This window comes from Streptomyces sp. NPDC046805 (assembly GCF_040645355.1).
Taxonomy (GTDB): domain Bacteria; phylum Actinomycetota; class Actinomycetes; order Streptomycetales; family Streptomycetaceae; genus Streptomyces.
On the sequence record NZ_JBEYYC010000031.1, the window covers coordinates 61,365 to 85,249 of the forward strand.

At 71.1% G+C, this 23,885-nt stretch carries 26 protein-coding genes and 1 tRNA gene; 19 read left to right on the forward strand and 8 right to left on the reverse strand.

All coding sequences use genetic code 11. The features are described from left to right. Positions 1–96 precede the first annotated feature (96 nt). Positions 97–1,947, reverse strand: coding sequence for a copper resistance protein CopC (locus ABZ910_RS28540; protein ID WP_361370210.1), 1,851 nt, complete (start codon positions 1,945–1,947; stop codon positions 97–99). Positions 1,948–2,168: 221 nt separating this feature from the next. Between ABZ910_RS28540 and ABZ910_RS28545 the strand changes: the two genes are divergently transcribed. From ABZ910_RS28545 to ABZ910_RS28570, 6 genes are all read left to right on the forward strand, one after another. Next, positions 2,169–2,789 (forward strand): HhH-GPD-type base excision DNA repair protein, encoded by a 621-nt coding sequence (locus ABZ910_RS28545; protein WP_361370213.1) that lies wholly within the window; start codon positions 2,169–2,171, stop codon positions 2,787–2,789. Positions 2,790–2,880: 91 nt separating this feature from the next. Further along, positions 2,881–3,549 carry an HdeD family acid-resistance protein gene (locus ABZ910_RS28550; RefSeq protein ID WP_361370216.1) on the forward strand — a complete coding sequence of 223 codons (669 nt, stop codon included), beginning with the start codon at positions 2,881–2,883 and terminating at the stop codon, positions 3,547–3,549. Next, the gene (locus tag ABZ910_RS28555) at positions 3,546–3,971 is read left to right on the forward strand and encodes a hypothetical protein (RefSeq protein ID WP_361370220.1); all 426 of its coding nucleotides are present in this window, start codon (positions 3,546–3,548) and stop codon (positions 3,969–3,971) included. The genes ABZ910_RS28550 and ABZ910_RS28555 overlap by 4 nt, the downstream gene beginning before the upstream one ends. Positions 3,972–4,069: 98 nt before the next feature. After that, positions 4,070–4,195: a hypothetical protein gene (locus ABZ910_RS28560; protein WP_361370223.1), complete on the forward strand. Its 126-nt coding sequence runs from the start codon at positions 4,070–4,072 to the stop codon at positions 4,193–4,195. 316 nt (positions 4,196–4,511) lie between these two features. Further along, positions 4,512–4,808 carry a type II toxin-antitoxin system VapB family antitoxin gene (locus tag ABZ910_RS28565; RefSeq protein ID WP_003999914.1) on the forward strand — a complete coding sequence of 99 codons (297 nt, stop codon included), beginning with the start codon at positions 4,512–4,514 and terminating at the stop codon, positions 4,806–4,808. A gap of 219 nt (positions 4,809–5,027) precedes the next feature. Next, positions 5,028–5,642, forward strand: a complete 615-nt coding sequence (locus ABZ910_RS28570; protein ID WP_361370314.1) for a LytR C-terminal domain-containing protein — start codon at positions 5,028–5,030, stop codon at positions 5,640–5,642. 79 nt (positions 5,643–5,721) lie between these two features. On the opposite strand, the gene upp is transcribed toward ABZ910_RS28570, so the two are convergent. Then, the gene (gene upp / locus ABZ910_RS28575; RefSeq protein WP_361370225.1) at positions 5,722–6,357 is read right to left on the reverse strand and encodes a uracil phosphoribosyltransferase; all 636 of its coding nucleotides are present in this window, start codon (positions 6,355–6,357) and stop codon (positions 5,722–5,724) included. A 714-nt stretch (positions 6,358–7,071) separates the two neighbouring features. Between upp and ABZ910_RS28580 the strand changes: the two genes are divergently transcribed. The 7 genes from ABZ910_RS28580 to ABZ910_RS28610 all read left to right on the forward strand — a co-directional run bounded on the left by ABZ910_RS28580 (position 7,072) and on the right by ABZ910_RS28610 (position 11,399). Next, positions 7,072–7,608, forward strand: a complete 537-nt coding sequence (locus ABZ910_RS28580) for a hypothetical protein (protein ID WP_361370228.1) — start codon at positions 7,072–7,074, stop codon at positions 7,606–7,608. Positions 7,609–7,676: 68 nt separating this feature from the next. Next, positions 7,677–8,108 carry a tRNA adenosine(34) deaminase TadA gene (gene tadA / locus ABZ910_RS28585; protein ID WP_361370231.1) on the forward strand — a complete coding sequence of 144 codons (432 nt, stop codon included), beginning with the start codon at positions 7,677–7,679 and terminating at the stop codon, positions 8,106–8,108. A 147-nt stretch (positions 8,109–8,255) separates the two neighbouring features. Then, a tRNA-Ser gene (locus ABZ910_RS28590) sits at positions 8,256–8,340 on the forward strand. Positions 8,341–8,542: 202 nt separating this feature from the next. Beyond that, on the forward strand, positions 8,543–8,722 hold the full coding sequence (locus ABZ910_RS28595; protein ID WP_361370234.1) for a hypothetical protein: 180 nt from the start codon (positions 8,543–8,545) through the stop codon (positions 8,720–8,722). Between the two features lie 11 nt (positions 8,723–8,733). Further along, entirely contained in the window at positions 8,734–9,027 is a 294-nt protein-coding gene (locus tag ABZ910_RS28600) for a Dabb family protein (protein WP_361370237.1), read from the forward strand. A gap of 209 nt (positions 9,028–9,236) precedes the next feature. Continuing rightward, positions 9,237–10,088: an RNA polymerase sigma factor SigF gene (locus ABZ910_RS28605; RefSeq protein WP_361370317.1), complete on the forward strand. Its 852-nt coding sequence runs from the start codon at positions 9,237–9,239 to the stop codon at positions 10,086–10,088. Positions 10,089–10,469: 381 nt separating this feature from the next. Further along, positions 10,470–11,399, forward strand: a complete 930-nt coding sequence (locus ABZ910_RS28610) for an RNA polymerase sigma factor SigF (protein ID WP_361370240.1) — start codon at positions 10,470–10,472, stop codon at positions 11,397–11,399. Between the two features lie 225 nt (positions 11,400–11,624). Here the strand turns inward: ABZ910_RS28610 and ABZ910_RS28615 are convergent, their stop codons facing one another. Next, positions 11,625–11,819 carry a hypothetical protein gene (locus ABZ910_RS28615; RefSeq protein ID WP_361370243.1) on the reverse strand — a complete coding sequence of 65 codons (195 nt, stop codon included), beginning with the start codon at positions 11,817–11,819 and terminating at the stop codon, positions 11,625–11,627. A gap of 487 nt (positions 11,820–12,306) precedes the next feature. On the opposite strand from ABZ910_RS28615, the gene ABZ910_RS28620 reads away from it, so the two are divergent. The 4 genes from ABZ910_RS28620 (at position 12,307) to ABZ910_RS28635 (ending at position 16,841) form a co-directional block, all read left to right on the forward strand. Further along, entirely contained in the window at positions 12,307–12,813 is a 507-nt protein-coding gene (locus tag ABZ910_RS28620; RefSeq protein WP_361370246.1) for a MarR family transcriptional regulator, read from the forward strand. A 20-nt stretch (positions 12,814–12,833) separates the two neighbouring features. Then, positions 12,834–15,401 (forward strand): MFS transporter, encoded by a 2,568-nt coding sequence (locus tag ABZ910_RS28625; RefSeq protein WP_361370249.1) that lies wholly within the window; start codon positions 12,834–12,836, stop codon positions 15,399–15,401. A gap of 116 nt (positions 15,402–15,517) precedes the next feature. Continuing rightward, the gene (locus tag ABZ910_RS28630; protein ID WP_361370252.1) at positions 15,518–16,339 is read left to right on the forward strand and encodes a YceI family protein; all 822 of its coding nucleotides are present in this window, start codon (positions 15,518–15,520) and stop codon (positions 16,337–16,339) included. A 31-nt stretch (positions 16,340–16,370) separates the two neighbouring features. After that, positions 16,371–16,841, forward strand: coding sequence for a PPOX class F420-dependent oxidoreductase (locus ABZ910_RS28635; RefSeq protein ID WP_361370255.1), 471 nt, complete (start codon positions 16,371–16,373; stop codon positions 16,839–16,841). Positions 16,842–16,916: 75 nt separating this feature from the next. Here ABZ910_RS28635 and ABZ910_RS28640 read toward each other — a convergent pair whose 3' ends face one another. The 4 genes from ABZ910_RS28640 to ABZ910_RS28655 form a co-directional block, all read right to left on the reverse strand. Continuing rightward, positions 16,917–17,675 carry a TetR/AcrR family transcriptional regulator gene (locus ABZ910_RS28640; RefSeq protein ID WP_361370258.1) on the reverse strand — a complete coding sequence of 253 codons (759 nt, stop codon included), beginning with the start codon at positions 17,673–17,675 and terminating at the stop codon, positions 16,917–16,919. A gap of 220 nt (positions 17,676–17,895) precedes the next feature. After that, positions 17,896–18,639: a response regulator transcription factor gene (locus tag ABZ910_RS28645; protein ID WP_361370261.1), complete on the reverse strand. Its 744-nt coding sequence runs from the start codon at positions 18,637–18,639 to the stop codon at positions 17,896–17,898. A gap of 109 nt (positions 18,640–18,748) precedes the next feature. Continuing rightward, the gene (locus tag ABZ910_RS28650; RefSeq protein WP_361370264.1) at positions 18,749–19,627 is read right to left on the reverse strand and encodes a DUF2797 domain-containing protein; all 879 of its coding nucleotides are present in this window, start codon (positions 19,625–19,627) and stop codon (positions 18,749–18,751) included. 82 nt (positions 19,628–19,709) lie between these two features. Beyond that, positions 19,710–20,087 (reverse strand): HGxxPAAW family protein, encoded by a 378-nt coding sequence (locus ABZ910_RS28655; protein ID WP_361370267.1) that lies wholly within the window; start codon positions 20,085–20,087, stop codon positions 19,710–19,712. Positions 20,088–20,504: 417 nt separating this feature from the next. Between ABZ910_RS28655 and ABZ910_RS28660 the strand changes: the two genes are divergently transcribed. Continuing rightward, complete coding sequence (locus ABZ910_RS28660; RefSeq protein ID WP_361370270.1) at positions 20,505–22,187, forward strand: DEAD/DEAH box helicase; 1,683 nt, start codon at positions 20,505–20,507, stop codon at positions 22,185–22,187. An 80-nt stretch (positions 22,188–22,267) separates the two neighbouring features. On the opposite strand, the gene ABZ910_RS28665 is transcribed toward ABZ910_RS28660, so the two are convergent. Beyond that, the gene (locus ABZ910_RS28665) at positions 22,268–22,729 is read right to left on the reverse strand and encodes a TlpA disulfide reductase family protein (RefSeq protein WP_361370273.1); all 462 of its coding nucleotides are present in this window, start codon (positions 22,727–22,729) and stop codon (positions 22,268–22,270) included. A gap of 497 nt (positions 22,730–23,226) precedes the next feature. On the opposite strand from ABZ910_RS28665, the gene ABZ910_RS28670 reads away from it, so the two are divergent. Continuing rightward, positions 23,227–23,874 carry a hypothetical protein gene (locus ABZ910_RS28670; protein WP_361370276.1) on the forward strand — a complete coding sequence of 216 codons (648 nt, stop codon included), beginning with the start codon at positions 23,227–23,229 and terminating at the stop codon, positions 23,872–23,874. Positions 23,875–23,885: the final 11 nt, after the last annotated feature.

Genomic DNA, 23,885 nt, shown 5'->3' on the forward strand with positions numbered 1-23,885 from the left:
ATCGTCTTCGTTGTGCTTGGTTTCGCTTCGGCTTCGGCGCCCTTTTCGGCGTCCTCGTCGCTCTCGTCGCCCCCCGTCGCGCTTCGGCGAAATCCGCTACCGCGGAATCCGCACCTGCCGCGACTCGGTCACCTGGTCCAGCGCCGACACCCGGACCGTGACCTTCATCGTCCACGTACCGGGCATCGGCAGACCGACGGAATCCGCGCCCCAGTAGCCGCCCTTGTCGGTCAGCCCGGCGTCGATCGGGCCGATGTTCCGGGCGGGCAGGGTGAAGGAGAGGCGGAGCTCGGGGACGGTGGCGAAACCGCCGTCGGCGCCGAAGACCACCGCCTGCACGGAGTTCTTTCCGCTCGCGCCCACCCGGCCGGGATCCAGCGTGATCTGCACCTTGCCGCGCGCGTTGCCGACGGCGAAGGGCACCGTCGTGACCGACGCGACCGGTATCCCGCTCGTCGCTCCGGACGCCGAAGCCGAAGCCGAACTCGATGCCGACGCCTCGGCCGACGCGCGGCCCGGCAGCGTGCTCGCCAGTGCGGTCGAGATCACCAGCACCACGGCGGCGACGGCGGCCTCGGCGAGCACGGATCGGCGCAGGCTGCGGTGGTCCGACACAAGGCCCGGGCCGGACGAGGACCCCGGGGACGCCATAGAAGCCGTAGAAGCTACGGAAGCCGTAGAAGTCGCGGAAGCCGTATAAGAGGAGTCGCCGACCGGTGGGGCGGCCGCCGGCTCCGGAACCCGTTCCCGTAGTACGGACTCTGCCGCCTCCGTCGGCACCAGCCGGGCCGTCCACCGCCGTGACCGGTTCGCCGCGGCCAGCAGCAGCGCGACCGCCCCCGACTTGGCGATCAGGATGCGGCCGTACGACGTGCCGGTGAGCGCGTCCCAGGAGCCGAGGCCGCGCCAGGCCTGGTAGACGCCGGTGACGACCAGGACGGTCACCGAGGCGAAGGCGAGGCGGGAGAAGCGGGTGACGACGGTCACCGGCAGTGCGTCCGGGGATCGGTACAGCGTGCCGAGCAGGGCCGCCAGACCGCCGAGCCACACCGCCATCGCCAGCAGGTGCAGAACCGACGCGGCCATCGCCACCGGCACCTGGATCCCGGCCGAGGCATGCTCAGCCGACGCCCATGTCAGGGCCAGGGCGACGGCCCACACGGCGCCGACCGCACGGACCGCGCGCACCGGGCGCGACAAGGCCACGCGCGCGTGCGGGCGCCACAGCAGGGCGCCCGCGACGAGCAGCAGCGCCAGCCGGGCGAGGAGGGCCAGTCCCGGGCGACTGGCCGTCGTACGGCTCAGGGACGCCAGGCCGAAGGCCGATGCCGGTCCCGTGCCCTCCTCGTAGGGGGCGCGCAGCACCAGCAGGACCGCGGTCGCGGCGAGCAGCGCCCACCAGCCCGTCAGGGCCGGCGCCCGCAGCGGCCCGGAATCCGGCGGGCGGCAGGCCAGCCGGAACGTCACGGTGCCGATGAGGAGGGCGAGGGCGACGTACGCGACGTAGCGCGCGATGTCGTAGAGGCTGCCGGTGACCGGGTCCTCGGCCGGGCCGGTGCGCACGGTCGGCGCGGTGACGGAGGGCTTGCCGACGGAGTAGGTGAAGGCGCCGGAGACCGGGTGGCTGTCCGCCGAGACGACGCGCCAGGCCACGGTGAAGGTGCCCTGGCCCAGGCCGGCGGGCAGGCGCACCCGGGCGGTGTCGGAACGGCCCGGCACGGGCCGGGCCTCGCCCGTGTCGACCTGCCGGTTGCCCGGGTCGTAGACGCGGAAGGAGTCGTCGAGCAGTCCGACGGACTCGCTGAAGGTCAGGGTGACGTATCCGGGTGCGGACTTGAGGACGGTTCCGTCGGCCGGGTCGCTGCCGCGGAGGACGGCATGCGCCGACGCGGGGCCCGCCCCGCCCAGGAGGAACAGGACCAGTACGGCACCCAGCAGGGTCAGCACCCGAAGTCGCCCCGCACCACGCCCTGTTGTCCCGTTCGCTCCGCCCTCGCGCCCTTCGCCCATGCCACCGCCCCGTCCTCGGACTCGCGTGCCCGCATGCTCATCCGTGGGCACGCGCGCGTGCCCACGGATACGCCACCTGCTCACGGATACGTACGCGCGAAGCCCCCGGCGCGCTCAGTCGGGCGGTGAAAGGTGCCCGCGCGCGGGATCATCGACTCATGGACGTCACTCTGCACCTCGCCCAGGACCCCGAGGCCGACGCGCTGCTCGGGCGCAGTCCGCTTGCCGCGCTGATCGGAATGCTGCTGGACCAGCAGGTTCCGATGGAGTGGGCGTTCAAGGGGCCGGCGACCATCGCCCAGCGGCTCGGGGCGGACGGCCTGGACGCGCACGAGATCGCCGCGCAGAACCCGGAGGCGTTCGCCGCGCTCCTCTCCGAGAAGCCTGCCGTGCACCGCTACCCGGGCTCGATGGCCAAGCGGATCCAGCAGCTGTGCCAGTACCTCGTCGAGCACTACGACGGGGACGCCGAGGCCGTCTGGGAGGGCGTCGACAGCGGTGCGGAGCTGCTGAAGCGGCTGGAGAGCCTGCCCGGGTTCGGCAAGCAGAAGGCACAGATCTTCCTGGCGCTGCTGGGCAAGCAGCTCGGGGTGCGGCCCGAGGGGTGGCGGGAGGCCGCCGGGGCGTACGGCGAGGCGAAGGCCCACCGGTCCGTCGCCGACATCACCGGGCCGGAATCGCTGGCCAAAGTGCGGGCGCACAAGCAGGAGATGAAGGCGGCGGCCAAGGCCGCCAAGACGCCCGGAACGGCGAAGGGTTCCGCCAAGCCCGGCAGGTGAGACCACCGGCGGTCCCGGCAACGCGGCGAACCGTCAGCCGGGTGGCCCGTCTCGGGTGGCGGGTGGCGGCCGATCGGTCGAAGCATGGAGCATGACCGAGCCACCGAGCAGCGGTTCCCACCAGGGACCGGAGTACGACGATCGCAAGGTCCATGCCGCGCAGGTACCGACCGGCCGCCATGAGCCCGAGCCGCCCCTCGAAGGGCCCCTGCACGCTCTGTCCCGTGCCGCCTGGCAGGTCGTCCTGCTCACCAGCGTCGCGTCCCTGATCCTGGGCATCGTGATCCTGGTCTGGCCGGGACCGTCCCTGCTCGTCGCGGGCATCCTCTTCGGCATCTATCTCATCGCCAGCGGCGTGTTCCAGCTGGTCTCCGCCTTCGGCACGCACAGGACGACCTCCCTGCGGGTGCTGGCCTTCATCAGCGGCGCCCTGTCGATCCTGCTGGGCCTGTTCTGCTTCCGCGGTCCCATGGAGTCGATCCTGCTGCTCGCTCTGTGGATCGGCATCGGCTGGCTGATGCGCGGGATCACCCAGACCCTGGCGGCCGTCTCCGACAACTCCATGCCCGCACGGGGCTGGCACATCTTCCTCGGGGTGGTCACGTTCATCGCCGGCATCGTGGTGATCGTCTCCCCGTTCACCTCGATCGCCGTGCTCACCGTGGTCATCGGTATCTGGCTGATCGTGGTCGGCATCGTCGAGTTCATCACCTCGATCCGCATCCACGGCCGCGCCAAGCAGGTGCCCCGCACGGTGTGACCTCCGTGGCCTCCGTCGCCTCCGCGGCCTCCGCGGCCTCCGTGCCGCCCGTCTCCCCCGTCTCTCCCGTGCCCTCCGTGATGGCTGTGATCCCCGTGAGCACCCTTCCCCAGCGCCTCCCGCGTGGCCGCGTCTGGCTGCGGGTGCTCGTGCTGCTGCTCGCCCTGCTGGTGCCGGTCGCCCATACCGCCCTCCAGGCCCCGGTGCCCTCCCCGGCGGTGACCGGCGAGGTCCTCGAGTACGGCGTCCTCGACACGGCCCTGCGGCCACCGACCGCCCGCGTCCACCACACCGCCGTACCGCCGCACTCCGCGCCCCTCCGGACCCCGGCGCCCGCCATCGCGCAGCGACGGTGCCTGCGCGCGCCGACGCCACTGCCGTACGTCCTGCTCGCCCTGCGTTCCGTGGTGCTGCGCTGCTGACCGGGCCCACCGCCCGAGGCCGGCCGTCGCCAGCACGCGCAAGCGACGACGCACACCACACCCACCGAGACACACCACCGAACGCGAGGAACACAGCCATGCCCTCAGACCCGTACGCGGTCCTGCGCGCCCTCGTGCGCGCGGAGGCCCTGCGCAGCACACCGAAGACCGAAGCGAACAAGAAGAAGCCGCAGCAGCAACCCGTGAAGCGGGAACGCGGTTGATCACGAGCCGGGCGCCCGCGCCAGGACGCCCGGCTCATCGCCTACGGCGAAACGTGTCACCGCCCCTGCGAACCGTGTCACCGGCTCCCGCGGGACGTACCGAAGAGGGAGTGAGTGATCTCCCGGCACCCGCGACCAGGCTGTTGCCGGAACCATCTCGCTGTCGCCGGACCGCGTGCCCCGACCGAGCTCTCGGACCCGGCTCTCGGTTTGACCGGGTTCACGGCATCTTCGTCCTGATTCACGACATCTTTTCCAGCGTCGCACTCCGCCGCCATGGCTGCGCCATGAACGTGTTGGCCGGTAGGCTTTCCGTGTGATCTTCAAGCGCATCGGAAACGGCCGGCCGTACCCCGACCACGGCCGGGAGAGCACCCGGCAGTGGGCGGACGTCGCACCGCGCCCGGTCCGCCTCGATCAGCTCGTGACGACCAAGGGCCAACTCGACCTGGAGACCCTCCTCGCCGAGGACTCGACCTTCTACGGCGACCTCTTCGCGCACGTCGTGAAGTGGCAGGGCGACCTGTACCTGGAGGACGGCCTGCACCGCGCGGTCCGCGCGGCCCTGCAGCAGCGGCAGGTGCTGCACGCGCGCGTGCTCGAACTGGACTGACGCCCCCTCAGGACACCCGGAGGACGCCCTCGGAACATCCTCCGGCCACCATCAAACAAACACGCCGGCACCTCGGGAACATCTCGGGAGACACTCCGGCAAACCCCGTAAAAGGTTGCCCCTTTCGGGTTCTCCTGAGCCCCGTCGAATGATCATCTAGTAGGCACGGCGGCCCGGGAGCATTACTCTGCGCTCATGAGCATGCTGACTCCCCAGGGCATGGGCGGTAAATACCGGATCACGGGGAACAAATACCCTCGGATGCGCCCTCCCCGGCGGCGCGGCCGACTCGTGTTCGGGCTGGTCGCCTCGGTCGTCGTGCTCGGCATGATCGGCTGGGGCACGCTGCAGCTCATCGACGTCTTCACCGGCGGCAAGAAGGCCTCGGCCGCCGGTGGCAAGGGCGACTGCCGGACCGAGTCGAGCCCCTCGACCGCCCCGGCCAAGGCCTTGCCCGAGCCCGGCACGATCACCGTGAACGTCTACAACGCCACGGCTCGCACCGGCCTCGCCAAGAGCACCGCGGACGAGCTGAAGAAGCGCGGCTTCAAGATCGGCAAGGTGGGCAACGCCTCAAAGGACTTCGACAAGAAGGTCAAGGGCACGGGCGTCCTGCTCGGCCCCGACGCGTCCCTGAAGACCTCGCTTCCCGTCCTCGGCGCCCAGCTCACCGCGGCCGAGCGCCGGACCGACGCCGGCCGCAAGGGGGCCGACGTCGACCTCATCATCGGCGACGGCTTCAAGACGCTGACGAAAAAGGCGGACGCCGACCGGGCCATGGCCGCACTGACCGTGCCCCGTCCGGCATCCGCCACGACGAAGAAGAGCTGCTGAGGGCCGTACGACAAAAGCCGCGGCCCGGCTGCTCGAAGGCATCTGGGCAGCCGCTCCGCGGCCGCCGCCGTGCCGTGTCCTACTCGGCCGCCCCGTACAGCCGGTCACCCGCGTCGCCCAGGCCCGGGATGATGTAGCCGTGCTCGTTGAGGTGGTCGTCCACCGCGGCCGTGACGACCGTCACCGGGGTGCCCGCGAGCTCGCGCTCCATGACCTCGACACCCTCCGGGGCGGCGAGCAGCACGACCGCGGTCACGTCGTCGGCGCCGCGCTTGATCAGCTCACGGATCGCCGCGACCAGCGTGCCGCCGGTGGCGAGCATCGGGTCGAGGACGTACACCTGGCGGCCGGAGAGGTCCTCCGGCATGCGCGTGGCGTACGTGGAGGCTTCCAGCGTCTCCTCGTTGCGGATCATGCCGAGGAAGCCCACCTCGGCGGTCGGCAGCAGCCGGACCATGCCGTCGAGCATGCCGAGACCGGCGCGCAGGATCGGCACGACCAGCGGGCGCGGGTGCGACAGCTTGACGCCGGTGGTCTCGGCGACCGGGGTCTGGATGTCGACCTGCTCGGTGCGCACGTCGCGGGTGGCCTCGTAGGCGAGCAGGGTGACCAGTTCGTCGGCGAGCCGGCGGAAGGTGGCGGAGTCGGTGCGCTGGTCGCGCAGCGTGGTGAGCTTGTGAGCGACCAGGGGGTGGTCGACGACGTGGAGACGCATGCTCACAACAGTAACCGCGCCTCGGCCCCCCGCTCGCGCTCGCGCCGAACCGCCCGTCCGGGGGAAAGCTGGGAGGGACCGGCCGAGGTGGTGTGCCGATGTCTCAACTGCCGGGCGCGAGGCCGCCGACCGTGCGGGCACGGCCGGGGCTCGGGCACACGCACCCGCTGCCGAGCCCGACGCGCGCGTACCGGCTGCCGAGCCCGACGCGCGCGTGGCGTCACCGGGGGCGGACGCCGAGTGCTCCGCCGCCGGGCCCTGTTCCTGCGCGAACTCGCCGAGGGGGAACTCACGGGGCCGCGTCCGGCCGCGCCACGCCACGGCGGCCAGGCTCCGCCGCGCGACGCGCATGCGCACGTTCCGCCGGTAGGACATGCGCACATTCCGCTGGTAGGAAGCGGGTAAGGAACGTGGGCAGGACCGGGGGCCACGGGCGCGTTCCAGGTGAGGCCATGCGTGGGCGCCGGGGAAAGCCGCGTACGATCCGGACGTGGCCGCGACGAGGTCGCTGGTGATCGCTTGACGATCGCACGGACGCCTCTTTGCACACGTGCGATCGAAACTGCCAGACACAGGGAGCCGAAGACATCCCCTGAGCGCCTTGTTTCTGCCACGATTCCGAGTGGGCGGGGCTTGGAGCACAGCTCTCGCCGCCCAGAACCTCCGCCGGGGGGACCCCCAACCGGCACGCCTATGACCAGTGGGAGAGTCACGGTGTACTTCGCCGCACTGCTCGCGCGCACCGAAGACGGGTGGGAAGCGAGCGACACAGAGCTCGACGATGTGGAGACCCTGTCCGATCTGGCCGACCTGGCCCGGGAAGCCTCTCCCGACGAGGACACGGTGCTGGTTCTCATCGAGCAGGAGGACGCGTGGTTCGGCGTCGTCCGGGTCGACGGTGAGGAAGACCCCCGCATCTACGTCTCCGATGCCGCCGCCGCCGCCCGCAGCGCGTACGGCGAGCTGTTGCTCACGGACGAACTGCTCGGCCGCGAGCCCGGCTCGGACGGCGCCGACCTGGACGCCCTGGACCTCGACGGCACGGAGGACGGCGAGTCCGACTCCGACGACGACGCCGACGAGGACGGATCCTCCGACGACGCGGTGTCGCACAGCCCGGTGGGCGACATCGAGATCCTCGACGACCTGGGCATCGGCGAGAAGGAGCTGCGCGCTCTGGACGCCGACGACGCGCTGGGCGCCATCGCCGAGGCCCTGGGTGCCTCGGAGGTGCTGGAGACCGTCCGCTGACCGCCCCGAGAACACCAGCGCAGACATCGCCCACACCGGATCCGGTACGTGCTCCCTGGCGTGCCGCGATGCGGCTCGCCCTGGACGAGGCCGAGCGGGCCGTCGGGGGCGGGGACGTCCCCGTCGGCGCCGTCGTCCTGGCCCCGGACGGTACGACGGTGCTCGCGACCGGGCACAACGAGCGCGAGGCCACCGGTGACCCGACGGCGCACGCGGAGGTGCTCGCGCTCCGGCGGGCCGCCGCCCGGCTGGGAGAGTGGCGGCTGACCGGGTGCACGCTCGTGGTCACGCTGGAGCCCTGCACGATGTGCGCCGGCGCGCTCGTGCAGTCCCGCGTCGAGCGCGTCGTCTACGGCGCCCGCGACGAGAAGGCGGGCGCGGCCGGCTCCCTGTGGGACGTCGTGCGCGACCGTCGGCTCAATCACCGGCCCGAGGTCATCGAGGGCGTCCTCGCCGAGGACTGCGCCCGGCTCCTCACGGACTTCTTCCGGGACCGCTGATCCCGGCGCCCGGGGCCGGGGGCAGCCGCCGTAGCCCGTGGTTCCGGGACCTCGGGGCCCGTGATTCCGGGGAGCCGCGATCCATGATCCCGGGGAGCCGGGAAACGGATTTCGAACCACGCCCCACCTTGCTGTAAGGTCTCCCTCGGTAGCGTGTCCGAGCGGCCGAAGGAGCTCGCCTCGAAAGCGAGTGTGGCGCAAGTCACCGAGGGTTCAAATCCCTCCGCTACCGCTGAGGAAGGGCCCCGTCGAGAGACGGGGCCCTTCGTGCGTTCACCGCGAGAACGTTCATGTGTTCACCAAGAGGCGGAGCGGGAACAGGCCCCAAGTACGGCCCGCGGATCGGACGTTGATCCTTCGGCGGGCACGGAGGCTACACTCGCCGCCGTCAACTGGGCGCCCTAGGGGCACAGCAGTCACAAGGGAGGGCCGCGATGGCGGTGAACGCCAAGAAGATCGCCGTGTACGCGCTCGTGGTCTTCGCGCTGTACGTGATCATCACGGACCCGGCCAAGGCCGCGGCCTACGTCCAGATAGGCTTCGAGGGCATATCGGACGCCGCGAAGGCCATCGGGGACTTCATGACCTGGATCGCCAACGGCGCACAGAACTGAGGGAAGAGCCCATGATCCGCCACCTGGTCCTGTTCAAGCTCAACGAGGGCGTCGAGCGCGACGACCCGCGGGTCGTGACGGGCGTCGAGGCCTTCCGCGCCCTGGGCGGACAGATCGAGGAGCTGCGCTCCTGGGAGTGCGGCTGGAACATCACGGACCGGCCCATCGCGTACGACTTCGCGATCAACTCCGCGGTCGAGGACACGGACGCCCTGCAGCGGTACCTGGAGCACCCGGCGCACCAGGCGGGCGTCGCCCTGTGGCGCGAGTTCGCCACCTGGGTGATCGCCGACTACGAATTCTGAGCCTCCGCCGGGACATGGATCCCGGCTCGTACGAGCCTCGAACACGCACAGCCCTCCGCCGGAACGGCGGGGGGCTTTCCTGTGTCCCGTGCCGCAGGTTTGAGGCCCCAACTTGCCCTCAACACGGTGTTATGCGGTGCTTGCACACAGTGCACATGTCTTGTGATGCTATGACCGCTTTTGACGGATGATTGACCGAAGAGGTGGCGTTGACCGTGTCGGCCAGTACTGCGCCACCCCAGGACGAGGCGCCCGCCCCGACGCCCACCCCGACGCCCGCCCCCGCCCCCGAGAAGCGCCGCGGCGCCGACACCCGCGCTCTCACCCAGGTGCTCTTCGGCGAGCTGAAGGATCTCCAGCCGGGCACACCGGAGCACAACCGGGTACGCGGAGCACTCATCGAGGCCAACCTGCCGCTCGTCCGCTACGCCGCCGCCCGCTTCCGCTCCCGCAACGAACCGATGGAGGACGTCGTCCAGGTCGGCACCATCGGCCTCATCAACGCCATCGACCGCTTCGACCCGGACCGGGGCGTGCAGTTCCCGACGTTCGCGATGCCCACGGTGGTCGGCGAGATCAAGCGGTACTTCCGGGACAACGTCCGCACCGTCCACGTACCGCGCCGGCTGCACGAGCTGTGGGTGCAGGTGAACAGCGCGACCGAGGACCTCACGACCGCCTTCGGGCGCTCCCCGACGACCGCCGAGATCGCGGAGCGGCTGCGCATCAGCGAGGAGGAGGTGCTGTCCTGCATCGAGGCCGGACGCTCGTACCACGCCACCTCGCTCGAGGCCGCACAGGAGGGCGACGGCCTGCCCGGGCTCCTCGACCGCATCGGCTACGAGGACCCGGCCCTGGACGGCGTGGAGCACCGGGACCTGGTCCGCCACCTCCTGGTCCAACTCCCCGAGCGGGAACAGAGAATCCTGCTGCTGCGCTACTACAGCAATCTCACCCAGTCGCAGATCAGCGCGGAGCTCGGCGTCTCCCAGATGCATGTGTCGCGGCTCCTCGCGCGCAGCTTCCAGCGACTGCGTTCGGCGAACCGGATCGACGCGTAGCGGCGGACCCGATCACCGCACAGCCGTACCCCGGATCGGCACACAGCCGTACCCCAGGCCATCACGCGGCCGCACCTCGGACCGGCACACAGCCCGCACCCCGGACCGGCACGGAACCGCAAACAGGAGCGACCCGTCACCGGCGTGAGCGAATCGCTCACCAGGGCGATTCCCGACAGTTGTGCGTCGAAATACCGTCAGACCCCTTGCTGCCAGGGGCGATTCACAGATCACATGTCGACATGTCTCTACAGCGTGTTGCCGACATGTGACATTCTTCGGGAAGCGCGTTTGCCGAGGCTCCGGCTCCGGTATTCAGGTGAAGGCTGCGTTCCTCGAAGGAGCGCCGCCACGACCGTCCCGCGACCCAAAGGGGGTGGCATGTCCGCAGACCAGGGCAGCTCGAAGGTGCTCACTGCCACGAAGAGCGAGGCAGCGCCCAAGGAGCTCGACGCTCTCGACGTGCTCGACGCCGTCCCGGCCTTCGAGGCCACGCCGGCCGAGGGCGCGCCGGCCGCCGCACCTGTCCCGGCCGTGTCGGCCTCGGCGGACATCGACACCCGCACTCTGTCCCGTTCCCTGTTCCTGCGGCTCGCCGCACTCGGCGAGGACAGCCCCGAGCGTGCCTACGTCCGGGACACCCTGATCGAGCTCAACCTCCCGCTCGTGCGCTACGCGGCCGCCCGCTTCCGCAGCCGCAACGAGCCGATGGAGGACATCGTCCAGGTCGGCACCATCGGCCTCATCAAGGCGATCGACCGCTTCGACTGCGAACGCGGCGTCGAGTTCCCGACGTTCGCGATGCCGACGGTCGTGGGTGAGATCAAGCGCTTCTTCCGCGACACCTCGTGGTCGGTGCGGGTGCCGCGCCGCCTGCAGGAGCTGCGCCTGGCGCTCACGAAGGCCAGCGACGAGCTCTCCCAGAAGCTGGACCGCTCCCCCACGGTCACCGAACTGGCCGCCGTACTGGGCGTGTCCGAGGAGGACGTGGTCGACGGGCTGGCGGTCGGCAACGCCTACACGGCCTCGTCCCTGGACTCCCCGGCCCCGGAGGACGACGGCGGCGAGGGCTCCCTCGCGGACCGTCTGGGCTACGAGGACAGCGCACTGGAGGGCGTGGAGTACCGCGAGTCCCTGAAGCCGCTCCTGGCCAAACTCCCGCCCCGTGAGCGGCGGATCATCATGCTGCGCTTCTTCGCCAACATGACCCAGTCCCAGATCGGCGAGGAGGTCGGCATCTCCCAGATGCACGTCTCGCGCCTGCTCACCCGGACGCTGGCCCAGCTGCGCGAGGGCCTCATCTCCGACTGACGGAGATCGTCTCCACCCGACCGAACTCATGGCCGCCGAGGCTGCTTTACGGCAGCGTCGGCGGCCGTTCGCTGCCTGGATGCCCCGCTGTGGTTCAGATCAACTCGCCTGCTGCCGTGGTCCGTACGTGTCCGGACAGCGGCAAGGGCAGCACCGCTCGTGGAAGTAGCGGTACTGCTCGGCGTGTTGGCTTATGGCCCGGTCGAACCGACCAGACCGGTCCGACTACTTGAGCGCCAGCCAGGCCACCGCCGCCACGACGGCCACCGCGATGACGACGCCGACGATGAGACCGACGCGCGAACCCGACTGAGCGGCCTGCTGCGGCGCGGCCGGCGGGGCGTCGTCGACGAAGGCGCGGAACATCTGGGTACTGCCTGCGGGGTCGTGATTGCCCTGAGGGCCCTGGGTGTTAGCCATGGCCCGAGAGATTAGCGAAGGCGCGCCGGGCGCCCCAAGCGGGGGCCGTGAAAGATGCGGTACAGAGCCCGTGTTCACACAGTTCCTGCGCACTTGCCCGCGTCGCTCGCGCGCGTCCGGTTCCGTCGGGGGTCCGTCGTCGGCGATCAGGAGCCACGCCCGAGGGAACCGCTCCGGCGATCCGGAGCGACGCCCGAGGGACCACCCCGGCGATCCAGACCGACACCCGAGAGACCACCCCGGCGGCCCGAATCCACGCCCGAAGGATCACCCCGGCGATCCGGACCGACACCCGAAGGACCGCCCCACCGATCTCCCCCGCCTCGGTCGACCCGCCCCACCTGCACGTTCGCGTGCACGCCCGTCCATGCGTTCACGTTCGCGATGCTTGCCTTTGCCAAGTTTTGGTGCCGGACCACCCCTCTTTATTTGCCTGCAGCAACCAAACAAGCTTACGGTTGCCTCAAGCAACGACTACGGAGGCGTGATGGCGGGGCAGGCGCAGTTCGCGGAGCTGGCACGTCAGCTCAGTGCACTCGGGGCCGTGAAACGGGACCTGGCGCGGATCCTGCCGCACGACTGCCCGGCGGGGTCCGCGGCCGTGCTGGCACTGCTCGCACGGCACGGGGACATGCGCATGAGCAAGCTCGCCGAGCTGCTCGCGGTGGACATGTCGGTCACCAGCCGGCACGTCGCGCACCTCGTCGAGCGGGGCTGGATCGAGCGGTCCCCCGACCCGGCGGACAAGCGCTCGCGCATCCTGCGCCTCACGCCCGACGGCGAGGCCATGCTCGACGAGCTGTCCCGGCGCAGCACCGAGCTGCTGACCGAGCGGCTGAGCGACTGGACCGACGACGAGGTCGGCCTGCTGATCGGGCTCATGACCCGGCTGAGGGAGAGCTTCGGCGACTGCCGGGCCGGACACAGCCGGATCCCGGCCTCCGCCGCCGCCCCCGTACTCGGCGAAACGACCACCCATACCCCCACCGCGTAAGCACGGAGAAAAGGAAGTCCATGGCAACGACCACACCAACCGGTGTGCGGGCCCACGCAAAACACGGGGGAGGCTCCGCCGACGACGCCCCCATGACGCACCGGCAGATCATGGAGGCGCTCTCCGGGCTGCTGCTCGGCATGTTCGTGGCGATCCTGTCCGGCACGATCGTCTCCAACGCCCTGCCGCAGATCATCGGGGACCTCGGCGGCGGCCAGTCCGCCTACACCTGGGTGGTCTCCTCCGCCCTGCTGGCGATGACCGCGTCGACCCCGCTGTGGGGCAAGCTCGCCGACCTGTTCAGCAAGAAGGCCCTCGTCCAGATAGCCCTGGTCATCTACGTCCTCGGTTCGGCGGCGGCCGGTCTGTCGCACAACACCGGCATGCTGATCGCCTGCCGCGTGGTCCAGGGCATCGGCGTCGGCGGTCTGTCCGCCCTGGCGCAGATCGTCATGGCGGCGATGATCTCCCCGCGCGAGCGCGGCCGTTACTCCGGCTACCTCGGCGCCACGTGGGCCGTGGCCACCGTCGGCGGCCCGCTGCTCGGCGGCGTCATCACCGACACGTCCTGGCTGGGCTGGCGCTGGTGCTTCTATGTCGGCGTGCCCTTCGCGATCATCGCGCTGATCGTGCTGCAGAAGACCCTGCACCTGCCCGTCACGAAGCGGGCCGTGAAGGTCGACTGGGGCGGCGCCTTCTTCATCTCCGCCGCCGCCTCGCTGCTGATGGTCTGGGTGACCTTCGCCGGTGACAAGTACGACTGGCTGTCGTGGCAGACGTACGCCATGGTCGGCGGCTCGGTCGTCCTCGCCCTGCTGTTCATCCTGGTCGAGTCCAAGGCCAGCGAGCCGATCATGCCGCTGCGGCTGTTCCGCAACCGCACCATCACGCTCGCGTCGCTCGCCTCGCTGTTCGTCGGTGTCGCGATGTTCAGCGGCACGGTGTTCTTCAGCCAGTACTTCCAGCTGGCGCGCGACAAGTCCCCGACGATGTCCGGTGTCCTGACGATCCCGATGATCGGCGGTCTGTTCGTCTCCTCCACCGTCTCCGGTCAGCTCATCACCCGCACCGGACGCTGGAAGGCGTGGCTGGTCAGCGGCGCTGTGCTGGCGACGGCCGGCCTGGGTCTGCTCGGCACCCTCCGGTACGACACGGCGTACTGGAAGATGGCGGTCTTCATGGCCCTGCTGGGCCTCGGCATCGGCATGATGATGCAGAACCTGGTGCTGTGCACGCAGAACCAGGTGGCGCCCGCCGACCTCGGCTCGGCCAGCTCCACGGTCACGTTCTTCCGTTCGCTCGGCGGTGCCGTCGGCGTCTCCGCGCTCGGCGCGGTGATGTCCCAGCGGATCCCCGACTACGTCAGGGACGGCCTGGCCGGCCTGAGCCCGAAGTACGCCGCCGCCCTGTCCGGTTCCAGCTCGTCCAGCAACAGCATTCCGGACATGAACAAGCTGCCCGCGCCGCTGCGCTCGGTCATGGAGAGCGCCTACGGCCACGGCATCGGCGACGTGTTCCTGATCGCCGGCTGCCTGGTGGCGCTGGCCTTCCTGATCACGCTCTTCATCAAGGAGGTTCCGCTGAAGACCAAGGGCGGACTGGCACAGGCCGCGGCCGACTCCGCCGAGGCGGAGCCCGCCGCCGAGGCCGAAGCCGCGGCCGAGGCCACGGCTCCCGTGGCGGCGTCCGCGCCGGCCGCGGAGAAGGTGCCGAGCTGGGCCGTGCCCGCGGTCGGCGCCGAGGACGGCGAAGGCACCGAGGCCGCCGCGACCGGGCAGCCCACCGCCGTCGCCATGGTGGCCGGCTCCGGGGAGGCCCCGTCGTCCGGCGGCATCCCGGTCCACGGCTTCGTCCGCGGCGCCGAGAGCGCCCCGGTCGCACAGGCCGCGGTCACCCTGATCTCCCTGTCCGGCCGCCAGCTGGGCCGCTCGGTCGCACGGGCCGACGGCTCCTACTCGGTGGACGCTCCGGGCACGGGTTCGTACGTCCTGATCGCCGCCGCCGACGGCCACCAGCCGCAGGCGTCCACGATCGTGGTGCACGACGGCCCGGTGGCGTACGACATCCTGCTCAGCGGCACCAGCGGCCTGAGCGGTGTGGTGCGGGGCGCCGGGAACGCGCAGCCGGTGCAGGGCGCCATGGTGATCGTCACCGATGTGCGCGGCGATCTGCTGGCCACCGGGTCCACCGGTGAGCGCGGCGAGTTCGCCTTCGCCGAGCTGGTGCCCGGTGCGGTGACCGTCGCGGTGAACGCGGCCGGGTTCCGGCCGCGCGCCCTGCCCGTCGAGATCGCCGCCACCGGGGTCACCCGGATCGAGGTCGACCTCGACGCGGGCGCCCAGCTCCAGGGCGTCGTACGGGCCCCGCAGGGCCCGCTGGCCGACGCCCGCGTGACCCTCGTGGACGCGGCGGGCAACGTCGTCGGCACGTCCACCACCGGTGCGGACGGCGCGTACGCCTTCGCCGACCTGGACGGCGGCGAGTACACCGTCATCGCGACGGGCTACCCGCCGGTGGCGACGGCCCTGAAGATCTCCGGCACCGGAGTCGACGGGCACGACATCGAACTCGCCCACCCCGGCGAGTAGATGGACCCCGGCCCGTGGCGGGCGCGCGCTTCGAGCGGCGGCGCGTGTGCCACGGGCCGGTTTCTTCGGACCAGCTTTTCTATGACCAGCCGTAAGGCTTTGCAGGGAGAAACGGGATGGGACTGACCGCGAGGATCCAGACCCGGGACGGGTGGGCCGTGTCGCACGCGGTCGTCACGGTGACGGACATGACGGGCTCGCAGGTGGTGCGGGCGGAGGCGGACACGGACGGCGCCGTACGGGACACGACGGTGCTGGCGCCGGGGGCGTACACCGTCATCGTCACCGCCGTCGGGTACGCGCCGGCCGCCGCCAGCACGATCGTCACCGGCAGCGGCCGGGCCGAGGTCGGCACGGTGACGCTGGCCCGGCAGGGCGGCACCGAGCTGCCCCCGCCCGGCCCCTGGACGATCGACCCGGCGCACTCCACGGTGGGCGCGGTCGCCCAGCACCTGGGGATCTCCAGCGTGCACGGCCGGTTCACCGACTTCGCGGGCTCGATCGAGATCGCGCCCGACGACATCACCAAGTCCCGTGTCGAGGCGGTCATCCGCGCCGCCTCCATCGACACCGGCAACGGCATGCGCGACACGCACCTGCGCTCCGCGGACTTCCTGGACGTCGAGCGGCACCCCGAGGTCACGTACCGCTCGACCGGCGTGACGGCGGCCGGCACCGACCGCTGGACGGTCCACGGCGAGCTGGCGCTGCGCGGCGTCGTACGCCCCGTGGACCTGGACCTGGCCTACCTCGGCACCGGCGCCGACCCGTGGGGCGGCACCCGCGCGGCCTTCCGCGCGACGGCGGAGCTGCGCCGCGAGGACTTCGCGATCAACTACAACCAGATCGTCCAGGCGGGCATCGCGGCCATCGGTACAACGCTGAAGGTGGAGCTGGACATCCAGGCCGTCCAGGGCGAGTCGCTGCCACAGGCGTAGCCAGCGGGCCAACCGCTCCTAAGCTGCCCCCATGGCACCGAACATCGCAACGAACACCACCGTCTCCCGCGACGAGCTGCTGGACTTCGTACGCCCCCGTCACCGCGCCATCCTGCTGACCCGGCGGGCCGACGGCAGCCCCCAGGGCTCGCCGCTGACCTGCGGGGTCGACGACTCGGGCCGGATCGTGCTCTCCACCTACCCGGAGCGCGCGAAGACCCACAACGCCAGGCGGGACCCGCGGGTCAGCCTGATCGTGCTGAGCGACGACTGGAACGGGCCGTGGGTCCAGGTCGACGGCACGGCGGAGGTCATCGACACGCCCGACTCCGTCGAACCGCTGGTCGAGTACTACCGGAACATCGCCGGTGAGCACCCGGACTGGGACGAGTACCGGGACGCGATGCGCCGTCAGGGCAAGTCGATCATCCGGGTCACGCCCGAGCGCTGGGGGCCGGTGGCGACCGGCGGCTTCCCCTCGCGGCTCGTCGGCGGCGAGTGACCCCGGGTCGCCCGCGGCCGGGCCGCCCGGCACGTGTCGCCGCCGTCCCCGGCGCCGACGCCTTCACCCGGCCGGTCAGCCGCGGGCGACCATCGCCTCGATCCCGGCCACCAGCAGGTCCAGGGCGAAGGCGAAGTCCCGCTCCAGCATCTCCTCGACCGTGTCACCGCCACGGGCCGCCATGAGCTCGGCGGACTCCTGGAGGACCTCGGCGGCGCCCGGCGCCTCGGTCACCGCGTCCATGGCGGTACGGAAGTACTCGTCGGGCGTCATGCCGGCGGCCGTGACCCGGGCGGCGAAGTGGCCCTCGATCGTGCCGCAGCCGTAGACGAACCGGAAGACGGCGGAGATGGCGCCCGTGATGCCGTGCGCGGGCAGCCCCGTGCGCCGGATGACCTGCTGCACCCGGCGCGCGAAGGCGAGGGAGTGGGGCCCGATGTTGAGGTACCGCCCGGCGAGCGGCGACAGCCAGGGGTGGCGCACCAGCAGCACCCGGTACTCCCGGGCCAGCAGGCGCAGCTGATCGCGCCAGTCCTCCTCCCCGGCCTCGGGGTCGGGCAGTCGCAGCTCACCGAAGGCGGCGTCCAGGGCGAGTTCGAGCAGGTCGTCCTTGGTGTCGACGTACCAGTACACGGACATCGCGGTCACGTTCAGCTCGGCGGCAAGCCGCCGCATGGAGAACTTCGCGAGCCCCTCGGCGTCCAGCAGCCGTACGGTCGCCTCGGTGATCCGGTCCCGGTCCAGCCCCGAGGGCTGCCCGCCGCGCCCGCTCCGCCGCTCCTTGCCCGTCAGCCAGACGCTGGAACGCGCCGACCGCTCGGCTGCCCTCACCATCGGCGCACCTTCCTCGAGGAACTCCGGCCACCGTTCACGATGCCAAGGACGGCCGCCGCTCCCACCGACTGGCCCGCCTCCGGATCGGCGGCCGGCCCGCCGGAGGCAACCCGGGAACCGAGGACCGCCCCCAGGACCGCTACCCCCGATCCGTTGCCGAACTCCGCCGGCGTCCCGGCCGCGTCACCGTGGTGTCGAGGACGCGGTGCTCACGTGGCGCTCACGCGGCGGGCTTGATCAGGTACCCGGCACCGCGACGCGTGTGGATCATGGGCTCGCGCCCGGCGTCTATCTTCCGCCGCAGGTAGGAGATGTAGAGCTCGACGACATTGGCCTGACCGCCGAAGTCGTACGACCACACCCGGTCGAGGATCTGCGCCTTGCTGAGCACGCGGCGCGGATTGCGCATCAGGAAGCGCAGCAGCTCGAACTCGGTGGCGGTGAGGTGGATGTCCTCCCCGGCCCGCGTGACCTCGTGGCTGTCCTCGTCGAGGGTGAGGTCGCCGACGACGAGCACCGATTCGGAGCGGCGGTCGGCGGCGCCGGCACCCGAGCGCCGGATGAGTCCGCGCAGCCGGGCCACGACCTCCTCGACACCGAACGGCTTGGCGACGCAGTCGTCGCCGCCCGCGGTGAGCCCGGCGACCCGGTCCTCGACGGCGTCCTTGGCGGTGAGGAAGAGCACCGGCACACCCGGCAGATCACGCCTCAGCCGCCCCAGGACGGTGAGCCCGTCCATGTCGGACAGCGTCATGTCCAGGACCACGGCGTCGGGCCGGAACTCGCGGGCCGCCCGGAGAGCGCCCTCTCCGTCACCGGCCACCCGAACCTGCCAGCCCTCGTAACGAAGGGACATGCCCAGCAGTTCGGTGATCGACGGCTCGTCGTCCACCACAAGCACGCGGACGGGGCTCCCGTCCGGCCTCAGCAGTGCGGTACGCCCTTGGGGCGAGGTCGTGGTCATGGACACACCCTGAGGGCGCCCTCTGAGAACACGCTTTTCACTGTCTGTGTTTTTTCTGAGAAACCGGCAGGAGCCGTTGACCGGCGCCCGGGAGGCGGATCTCAGGAGGTCAGAACAGCCCGTCCTGCATGCCCGGCTCCTCCCTGAACTCCCGTACGGGAAGGGTGAGTCCGCCGTCGGCCGGGGCGGGCGACAGCTCCCACCCGGCCATCAGCCGCGTGTCGAGGACGACGACCCCGCGACCGGCGACCGCCAGATGCAGATCAGGCCCGGCGGCCGCGACGAGCTCACCGCTCACCACGCCGCCCGCGACCAGCTCGACGACCTGGCCGACGGCCGCGGGCAGCCCGTCGAGGCCGAACGCCCTTGTGTGGTCCACGGGTTGGTACGGCTCACGGGCCAGGGACTCGGGCCAGCCGTCGAGCGCCACGGCGCGGCCGTACAACTCCTCGACCTCGGCGGCCCGTTCGGCCTCGGTGCGTGGCAGCGCGGACCGCACCGCCCGCTTCTCGGCGTACGGAATCCGGTCGGGCACGCGCAGCGCGGCACGCAGCAGCTCCTCGGTCCGCCGCGCGGCCATCAGCGGACCGACGCCCAGCCAGCTGAAGCAGACGGCGCCCTGCTCAAGCAGCCGCGCCGAGCCCCGTTCGAGCGCGGTGATGCCGACCTTGACCATGCCGGGCCCGAACCACGCCAGATATACGTGGTACGGCCGGGGATCGTCCGCGATCGTGTCGGCGGCGACGGAGTGGGCACGGTCCAGCCGCGCGCACTCCTCGCACCGCGCCCCCGTACCCCGTCCCGGCACGCCCGCCCGTACCGGACACGGATTCCCCCGCGCTCCCACGCATCCGCGCACTCCCCCTTCGGCGACCCGGAAGGCCACCCGCTTCCCCCACGGCAGCACGCTGCTCCGCCCGCCGTCCCACACCAACGCGGGCCCGTCCGCCGCCCACCGCAGTCCCGCGCACTTCCATGCCTGTGCCATCACTCTCGAGCGTAGGCGCCACCACTGACAACGCCCCCGCGCGGTCGGGGAGAGAAAGGTGCCGCGCGCCCGTCGCCGCGGATCAGATCCCGGCCTCGGCCCCCGCGGGCTCCGGCTCCCCGGAACCAGGCACGGACCGGGCGGCCACCACCGCACTCCGCTGCCCCCGCCCCGCCAGCAGGCACCCCACGCACCCGGGGTGCCCCTCGCGCGCGCTCCGGTCCCGTACCCGCATGGGCCATGTGTCCCGGGGCCGGCGCCCCGGCGGCTTGCCCCAGCCCGCGAGGTGAAGGGCCCAGGTCACCAGGACGCTGATCGCGACGATCACGACACCGCCGCCCACCATGACGGGCGAGGGCACGACCACGCCCGCCGCGACCATCGTGGACCCGACGGTCCCGATGAGGAAACCGGTCCAGCCGGCGACCGTGTGCCCCTCGTCGTGCAGATGTCCGCTCACGTACCCCGCCTCTCGTCCTGACTCCCGTACCAGTCGAACTCCCTGGCCACTCAGGGAATTTACCCACCAAACCTCTTGCGATCCACGGGAGTTGGGAATCCGCCGACGCTGAATGGACGGCTGGACGGACGACCCGTCGGACGGCCGGACAGGGGCCACAGACCGGCCCCGTACGCCACCGACCTGCGGTTGCGCGGTCTCGGGCGCGGTGTAGCGTCGTGAGGGAGGAGTCGTGGATCGGAAGTCGTGACGCCCGTGATCGCGATCGCGGGCGTTCTTGCTGTTCAGGCTTGCTGTTCGGCCACCCGGCAGGCTCTTCACCGCGCAGCGGGCTTCGAGGACACCGCGTCCACGCAGACCTTCTGGAGGACCTGGAGGAAGCAGACCTTCTGGAGGACCTGGAGGAAGGGGTGCGCCATGGCAACAGACGCCACCGCCCAAGAGGAACAAGAGGAACAGGTCAGTTTCGCTGATCTCCACCTGGACCCGGAACTCCTGCGGGCACTGTCGGGACTGGGCTACGAGGAGCCCACCCCGATCCAGCGCGAGGCCATCCCTCCCCTGCTGGAGGGCCACGATCTGCTGGGGCAGGCCGCCACGGGCACCGGCAAGACGGCCGCGTTCGCCCTGCCGGTGCTGCACAGCATCCCCCGGGACCGTACGGAACGGACGCCCGCGGCCCTGGTGCTCGTGCCCACCCGGGAGCTGGCGATCCAGGTGTCGGAGGCCGTCCACCGTTACGGCAGCGGGATGGGCATCCGCGTCCTGCCCGTCTACGGCGGCCAGCCGATCGGACGCCAGCTGCGCTCCCTGGAACGCGGCGTCGACGTGGTGGTGGCGACACCGGGGCGGGCCCTGGACCACATCGCCCGCGGGTCGCTCCGGCTCGACGGTCTGCGGACGGTCGTACTGGACGAGGCCGACGAGATGCTCGACATGGGCTTCGCGGAGGACATCGACTCGATCCTCGAGAACGTGCCGGAGGACCGTCAGACGGTGCTGTTCTCCGCGACGATGCCGGACCGTATCGACTCCATGGCCCGGCGCCATCTGAGCGATCCGGTCCGTATCCAGATCGAGCGGGAGGCCCCGGCCCCGGGCGAGGCCCCGAAGATACGGGAGTCCGCCTACGTCGTACGCCGGGCGCAGAAGCCCGCCGCGCTCGGCAGGCTGCTGGACCTGGAGTCCCCCGAGGCCGCGATCGTCTTCTGTCGGACGCGCGAGCAGGTCGACCAGTTGAGCGAGACCCTCAACGGACGCGGCTACCGGGCCGAGGCCCTGCACGGCGGCCTGAGCCAGGAGCAGCGGGACCGGGTCATGGGGCGCCTGCGCGGCGGCACCGCGGACCTCCTTGTCGCCACCGACGTCGCCGCCCGCGGCATCGATGTCGAGCACCTCACCCATGTGATCAATTACGACGTTCCCTCGGCACCGGAGTCCTACGTCCACCGGATCGGCCGGGTCGGCCGCGCCGGACGCGAGGGCGTGGCCATCACGCTGGCCGAACCGCGGGAGCACCGGCAGCTGAAGGCGATCGAGCGGGCGACCGGCCGCCGCGTCCCCGTGGAGAAGGTGCCCTCCATCGCGGACCTGCGTGCCCGCCGCCTGGAACTGACCCGGGCCGCCCTGCACGAGAGCATCCTGGAGGACGAGGACCTGGACCGCTTCCGTGTGGTGGTGGAGACCCTCGCGGACGAGTTCGACGTGGTGGACGTGGCCCTCGCCGCGGTGAAGCTGGCGCACGAGTCGGGCGGCACGGCGATCGACGAGGAGGAGATCCCCGAGGTCGCGCCGATCGAGCGGGGCAGGGAGCGCGCCCCGCGCGGCCGCAAGGGCGCCGGTCCGCCCGCGCGCGGCATGACCCGCCTGTTCGTCGGCGCCGGACGCAGTGCCGGCATGCGGCCCCAGGACCTGGTCGGCGCCATCGCCGGCGAGACACGGCTGAACGGGCGGGAGATCGGCTCGATCGAGATCGCCGACCGCTTCTCCCTGGTGGAGGTCCCCGAAGGCGCGGCAGCCGAGGTGATCCGCGCCCTGCGCGGCAGCACCGTCAAGGGCCGCAAACCGATCGTCCGCCGAGAACGCGCCCAGAACCGCTGACGGCCGGACACGCAAGGGGCCCCGGATTTCTCCGGGGCCTCTCGTCCATGTGCGGACCTCCGCCACGGTGGAACGGGCGCTCAGTGCTCGGTGGCCGTCTCCTTGGCCCGCGCGGCGCCGACGAGAGAGGCCAGGCGGTTCTCGGTGAGGGCGCCGGCGGCCGTTGCCGCGAACCTGCCATGCGTGTCGACGACGAACGTGACGGGCAGACCCTGCGCGCTCATCAGGCCCTTGGCCAGTGCGCGGAACCGCTTTCCGTCAGGGTCGAGGACACTCGGGTACGACATGTGGAAATCGCGGGCGAAGGCCCTGGCTTCGGAGGCCGAGTGGTCCTCGTTGAGCCCGAGCACGACGACGCCCCGGTCCTTCGTCTTCTCCTGGTACCGCACCAGCATCGGGGTCTCCTCTCGGCAGGGCCCGCACCAGGAGGCCCACGCGTTCACCACAACCGTCTTCCCGCCGCGGCCGACGTCACCGGTATCACCACCGACGGCCCGGCGGGCCAACAGGGGGGCTGGCAGGTGAGGAGGAAGTGTGGCCACGCTCGGCAAGCTGCCCGACGCAATGGGTAGCAACCGGGCCGACGCCGACTGATCTCGATCACCTGTTGCTGGATTTCACTGCTGTACGACCCGGAAACGCCAGAGGCCCCGGATCTCTCCGGGGCCTCTGATCTCTGTGTGCACTCGGCAGGATTCGAACCTGCAACCTTCTGATCCGTAGGCGCGTGCAGCACCGTCACAAACCGCTCGCCCGCTGGGATTTGACGGCTCATATGTCGATTACGGGTCTGTGACCGAGCGCAGTTGTACGCCTCTGTTGATGTCAGCTACTGATGTCACGCACAGGTCCTGGAACTGCGGCTTCGCGCTGGGACGGACTCGGAGTGCGGCGTCTCGGGGTTCGTGGGTACCGTCATAGGTAGATCTTTCCCACGCAAGGAACAAGGTCAGGGCGGTTCCCGTTCCAGCGGGGTCAGGGCCTGATCCGGCGTTCGGTGACGTACGAGCCGATGATCCCGGGAAAGCGAGGCTTTCAGATGCGAAAGGCAATATCCTCCCTGGCAGCGGCCGGTGTGCTGGGCCTGTCGATGGGCTTCCCGACGACGGCAGCCGCAGACTCCAGCTCGCGCGGCTTGCGGGCCGACTTGACTCCGATCCGGACGAACAACGTGACCGGCTCGGGCACCGCGACCGTGTCCCTGTCCGGTCACAAGGTCACCGTGAGGATGACCGTGAAGGGGCTTCTGGCCGGGGTTCCGCACGCGGCCCACATCCACGTCAACGGCATGGGCACCTGCCCCACGGCGGCCGCGGCCACCAACCTCAACGGGCACACCGCGATCAGCACCACCGACGGCATGAAGTCTTACGGCATGATCGGCACCTCCCTGACCACGCGCGGCGACACTTCCCCGGCCAGCGCACTGGCGGTGACCCGCTTCCCCGTGGGCAGCTCCTACCAGTACTCGCGTACCATCACCGTCAACAACGACGTGGCCAGCAACATCCGCGCCGGCAAGGCCGTCATCGTCGTGCACGGCATCGACTACGACGGCAGCGGCAAGTTCACCAACGTGCTGGGCCCCAGCGAGCTAGACCCCAAGCTCCCGCAGGTCGCCACCGCCCCCGCGCTGTGCGGCACGCTGAAGGCCATGCCCTCCAAGAGCGCCACGACCGGCTACTAGCGCGCCACCCA

What these genes read in the sequence shown, in the direction of transcription:
- ABZ910_RS28615 (WP_361370243.1), bottom strand. Translation starts at nt 11,819, where the DNA reads ATGGCTAACACCCAGGGCCCTCAGGGCAATCACGACCCCGCAGGCAGT.
- ABZ910_RS28545 (WP_361370213.1), top strand. Translation starts at nt 2,169, where the DNA reads ATGGACGTCACTCTGCACCTCGCCCAGGACCCCGAGGCCGACGCGCTG.
- ABZ910_RS28550 (WP_361370216.1), top strand. Translation starts at nt 2,881, where the DNA reads ATGACCGAGCCACCGAGCAGCGGTTCCCACCAGGGACCGGAGTACGAC.
- tadA (WP_361370231.1), top strand. Translation starts at nt 7,677, where the DNA reads ATGCGGCTCGCCCTGGACGAGGCCGAGCGGGCCGTCGGGGGCGGGGAC.
- ABZ910_RS28630 (WP_361370252.1), top strand. Translation starts at nt 15,518, where the DNA reads ATGGGACTGACCGCGAGGATCCAGACCCGGGACGGGTGGGCCGTGTCG.
- ABZ910_RS28660 (WP_361370270.1), top strand. Translation starts at nt 20,505, where the DNA reads ATGGCAACAGACGCCACCGCCCAAGAGGAACAAGAGGAACAGGTCAGT.
- ABZ910_RS28620 (WP_361370246.1), top strand. Translation starts at nt 12,307, where the DNA reads ATGGCGGGGCAGGCGCAGTTCGCGGAGCTGGCACGTCAGCTCAGTGCA.
- ABZ910_RS28560 (WP_361370223.1), top strand. Translation starts at nt 4,070, where the DNA reads ATGCCCTCAGACCCGTACGCGGTCCTGCGCGCCCTCGTGCGCGCGGAG.
- upp (WP_361370225.1), bottom strand. Translation starts at nt 6,357, where the DNA reads ATGCGTCTCCACGTCGTCGACCACCCCCTGGTCGCTCACAAGCTCACC.
- ABZ910_RS28650 (WP_361370264.1), bottom strand. Translation starts at nt 19,627, where the DNA reads ATGGCACAGGCATGGAAGTGCGCGGGACTGCGGTGGGCGGCGGACGGG.
- ABZ910_RS28595 (WP_361370234.1), top strand. Translation starts at nt 8,543, where the DNA reads ATGGCGGTGAACGCCAAGAAGATCGCCGTGTACGCGCTCGTGGTCTTC.
- ABZ910_RS28640 (WP_361370258.1), bottom strand. Translation starts at nt 17,675, where the DNA reads ATGGTGAGGGCAGCCGAGCGGTCGGCGCGTTCCAGCGTCTGGCTGACG.
- ABZ910_RS28610 (WP_361370240.1), top strand. Translation starts at nt 10,470, where the DNA reads ATGTCCGCAGACCAGGGCAGCTCGAAGGTGCTCACTGCCACGAAGAGC.
- ABZ910_RS28670 (WP_361370276.1), top strand. Translation starts at nt 23,227, where the DNA reads ATGCGAAAGGCAATATCCTCCCTGGCAGCGGCCGGTGTGCTGGGCCTG.
- ABZ910_RS28635 (WP_361370255.1), top strand. Translation starts at nt 16,371, where the DNA reads ATGGCACCGAACATCGCAACGAACACCACCGTCTCCCGCGACGAGCTG.
- ABZ910_RS28570 (WP_361370314.1), top strand. Translation starts at nt 5,028, where the DNA reads ATGGGCGGTAAATACCGGATCACGGGGAACAAATACCCTCGGATGCGC.
- ABZ910_RS28645 (WP_361370261.1), bottom strand. Translation starts at nt 18,639, where the DNA reads ATGACCACGACCTCGCCCCAAGGGCGTACCGCACTGCTGAGGCCGGAC.
- ABZ910_RS28625 (WP_361370249.1), top strand. Translation starts at nt 12,834, where the DNA reads ATGGCAACGACCACACCAACCGGTGTGCGGGCCCACGCAAAACACGGG.
- ABZ910_RS28600 (WP_361370237.1), top strand. Translation starts at nt 8,734, where the DNA reads ATGATCCGCCACCTGGTCCTGTTCAAGCTCAACGAGGGCGTCGAGCGC.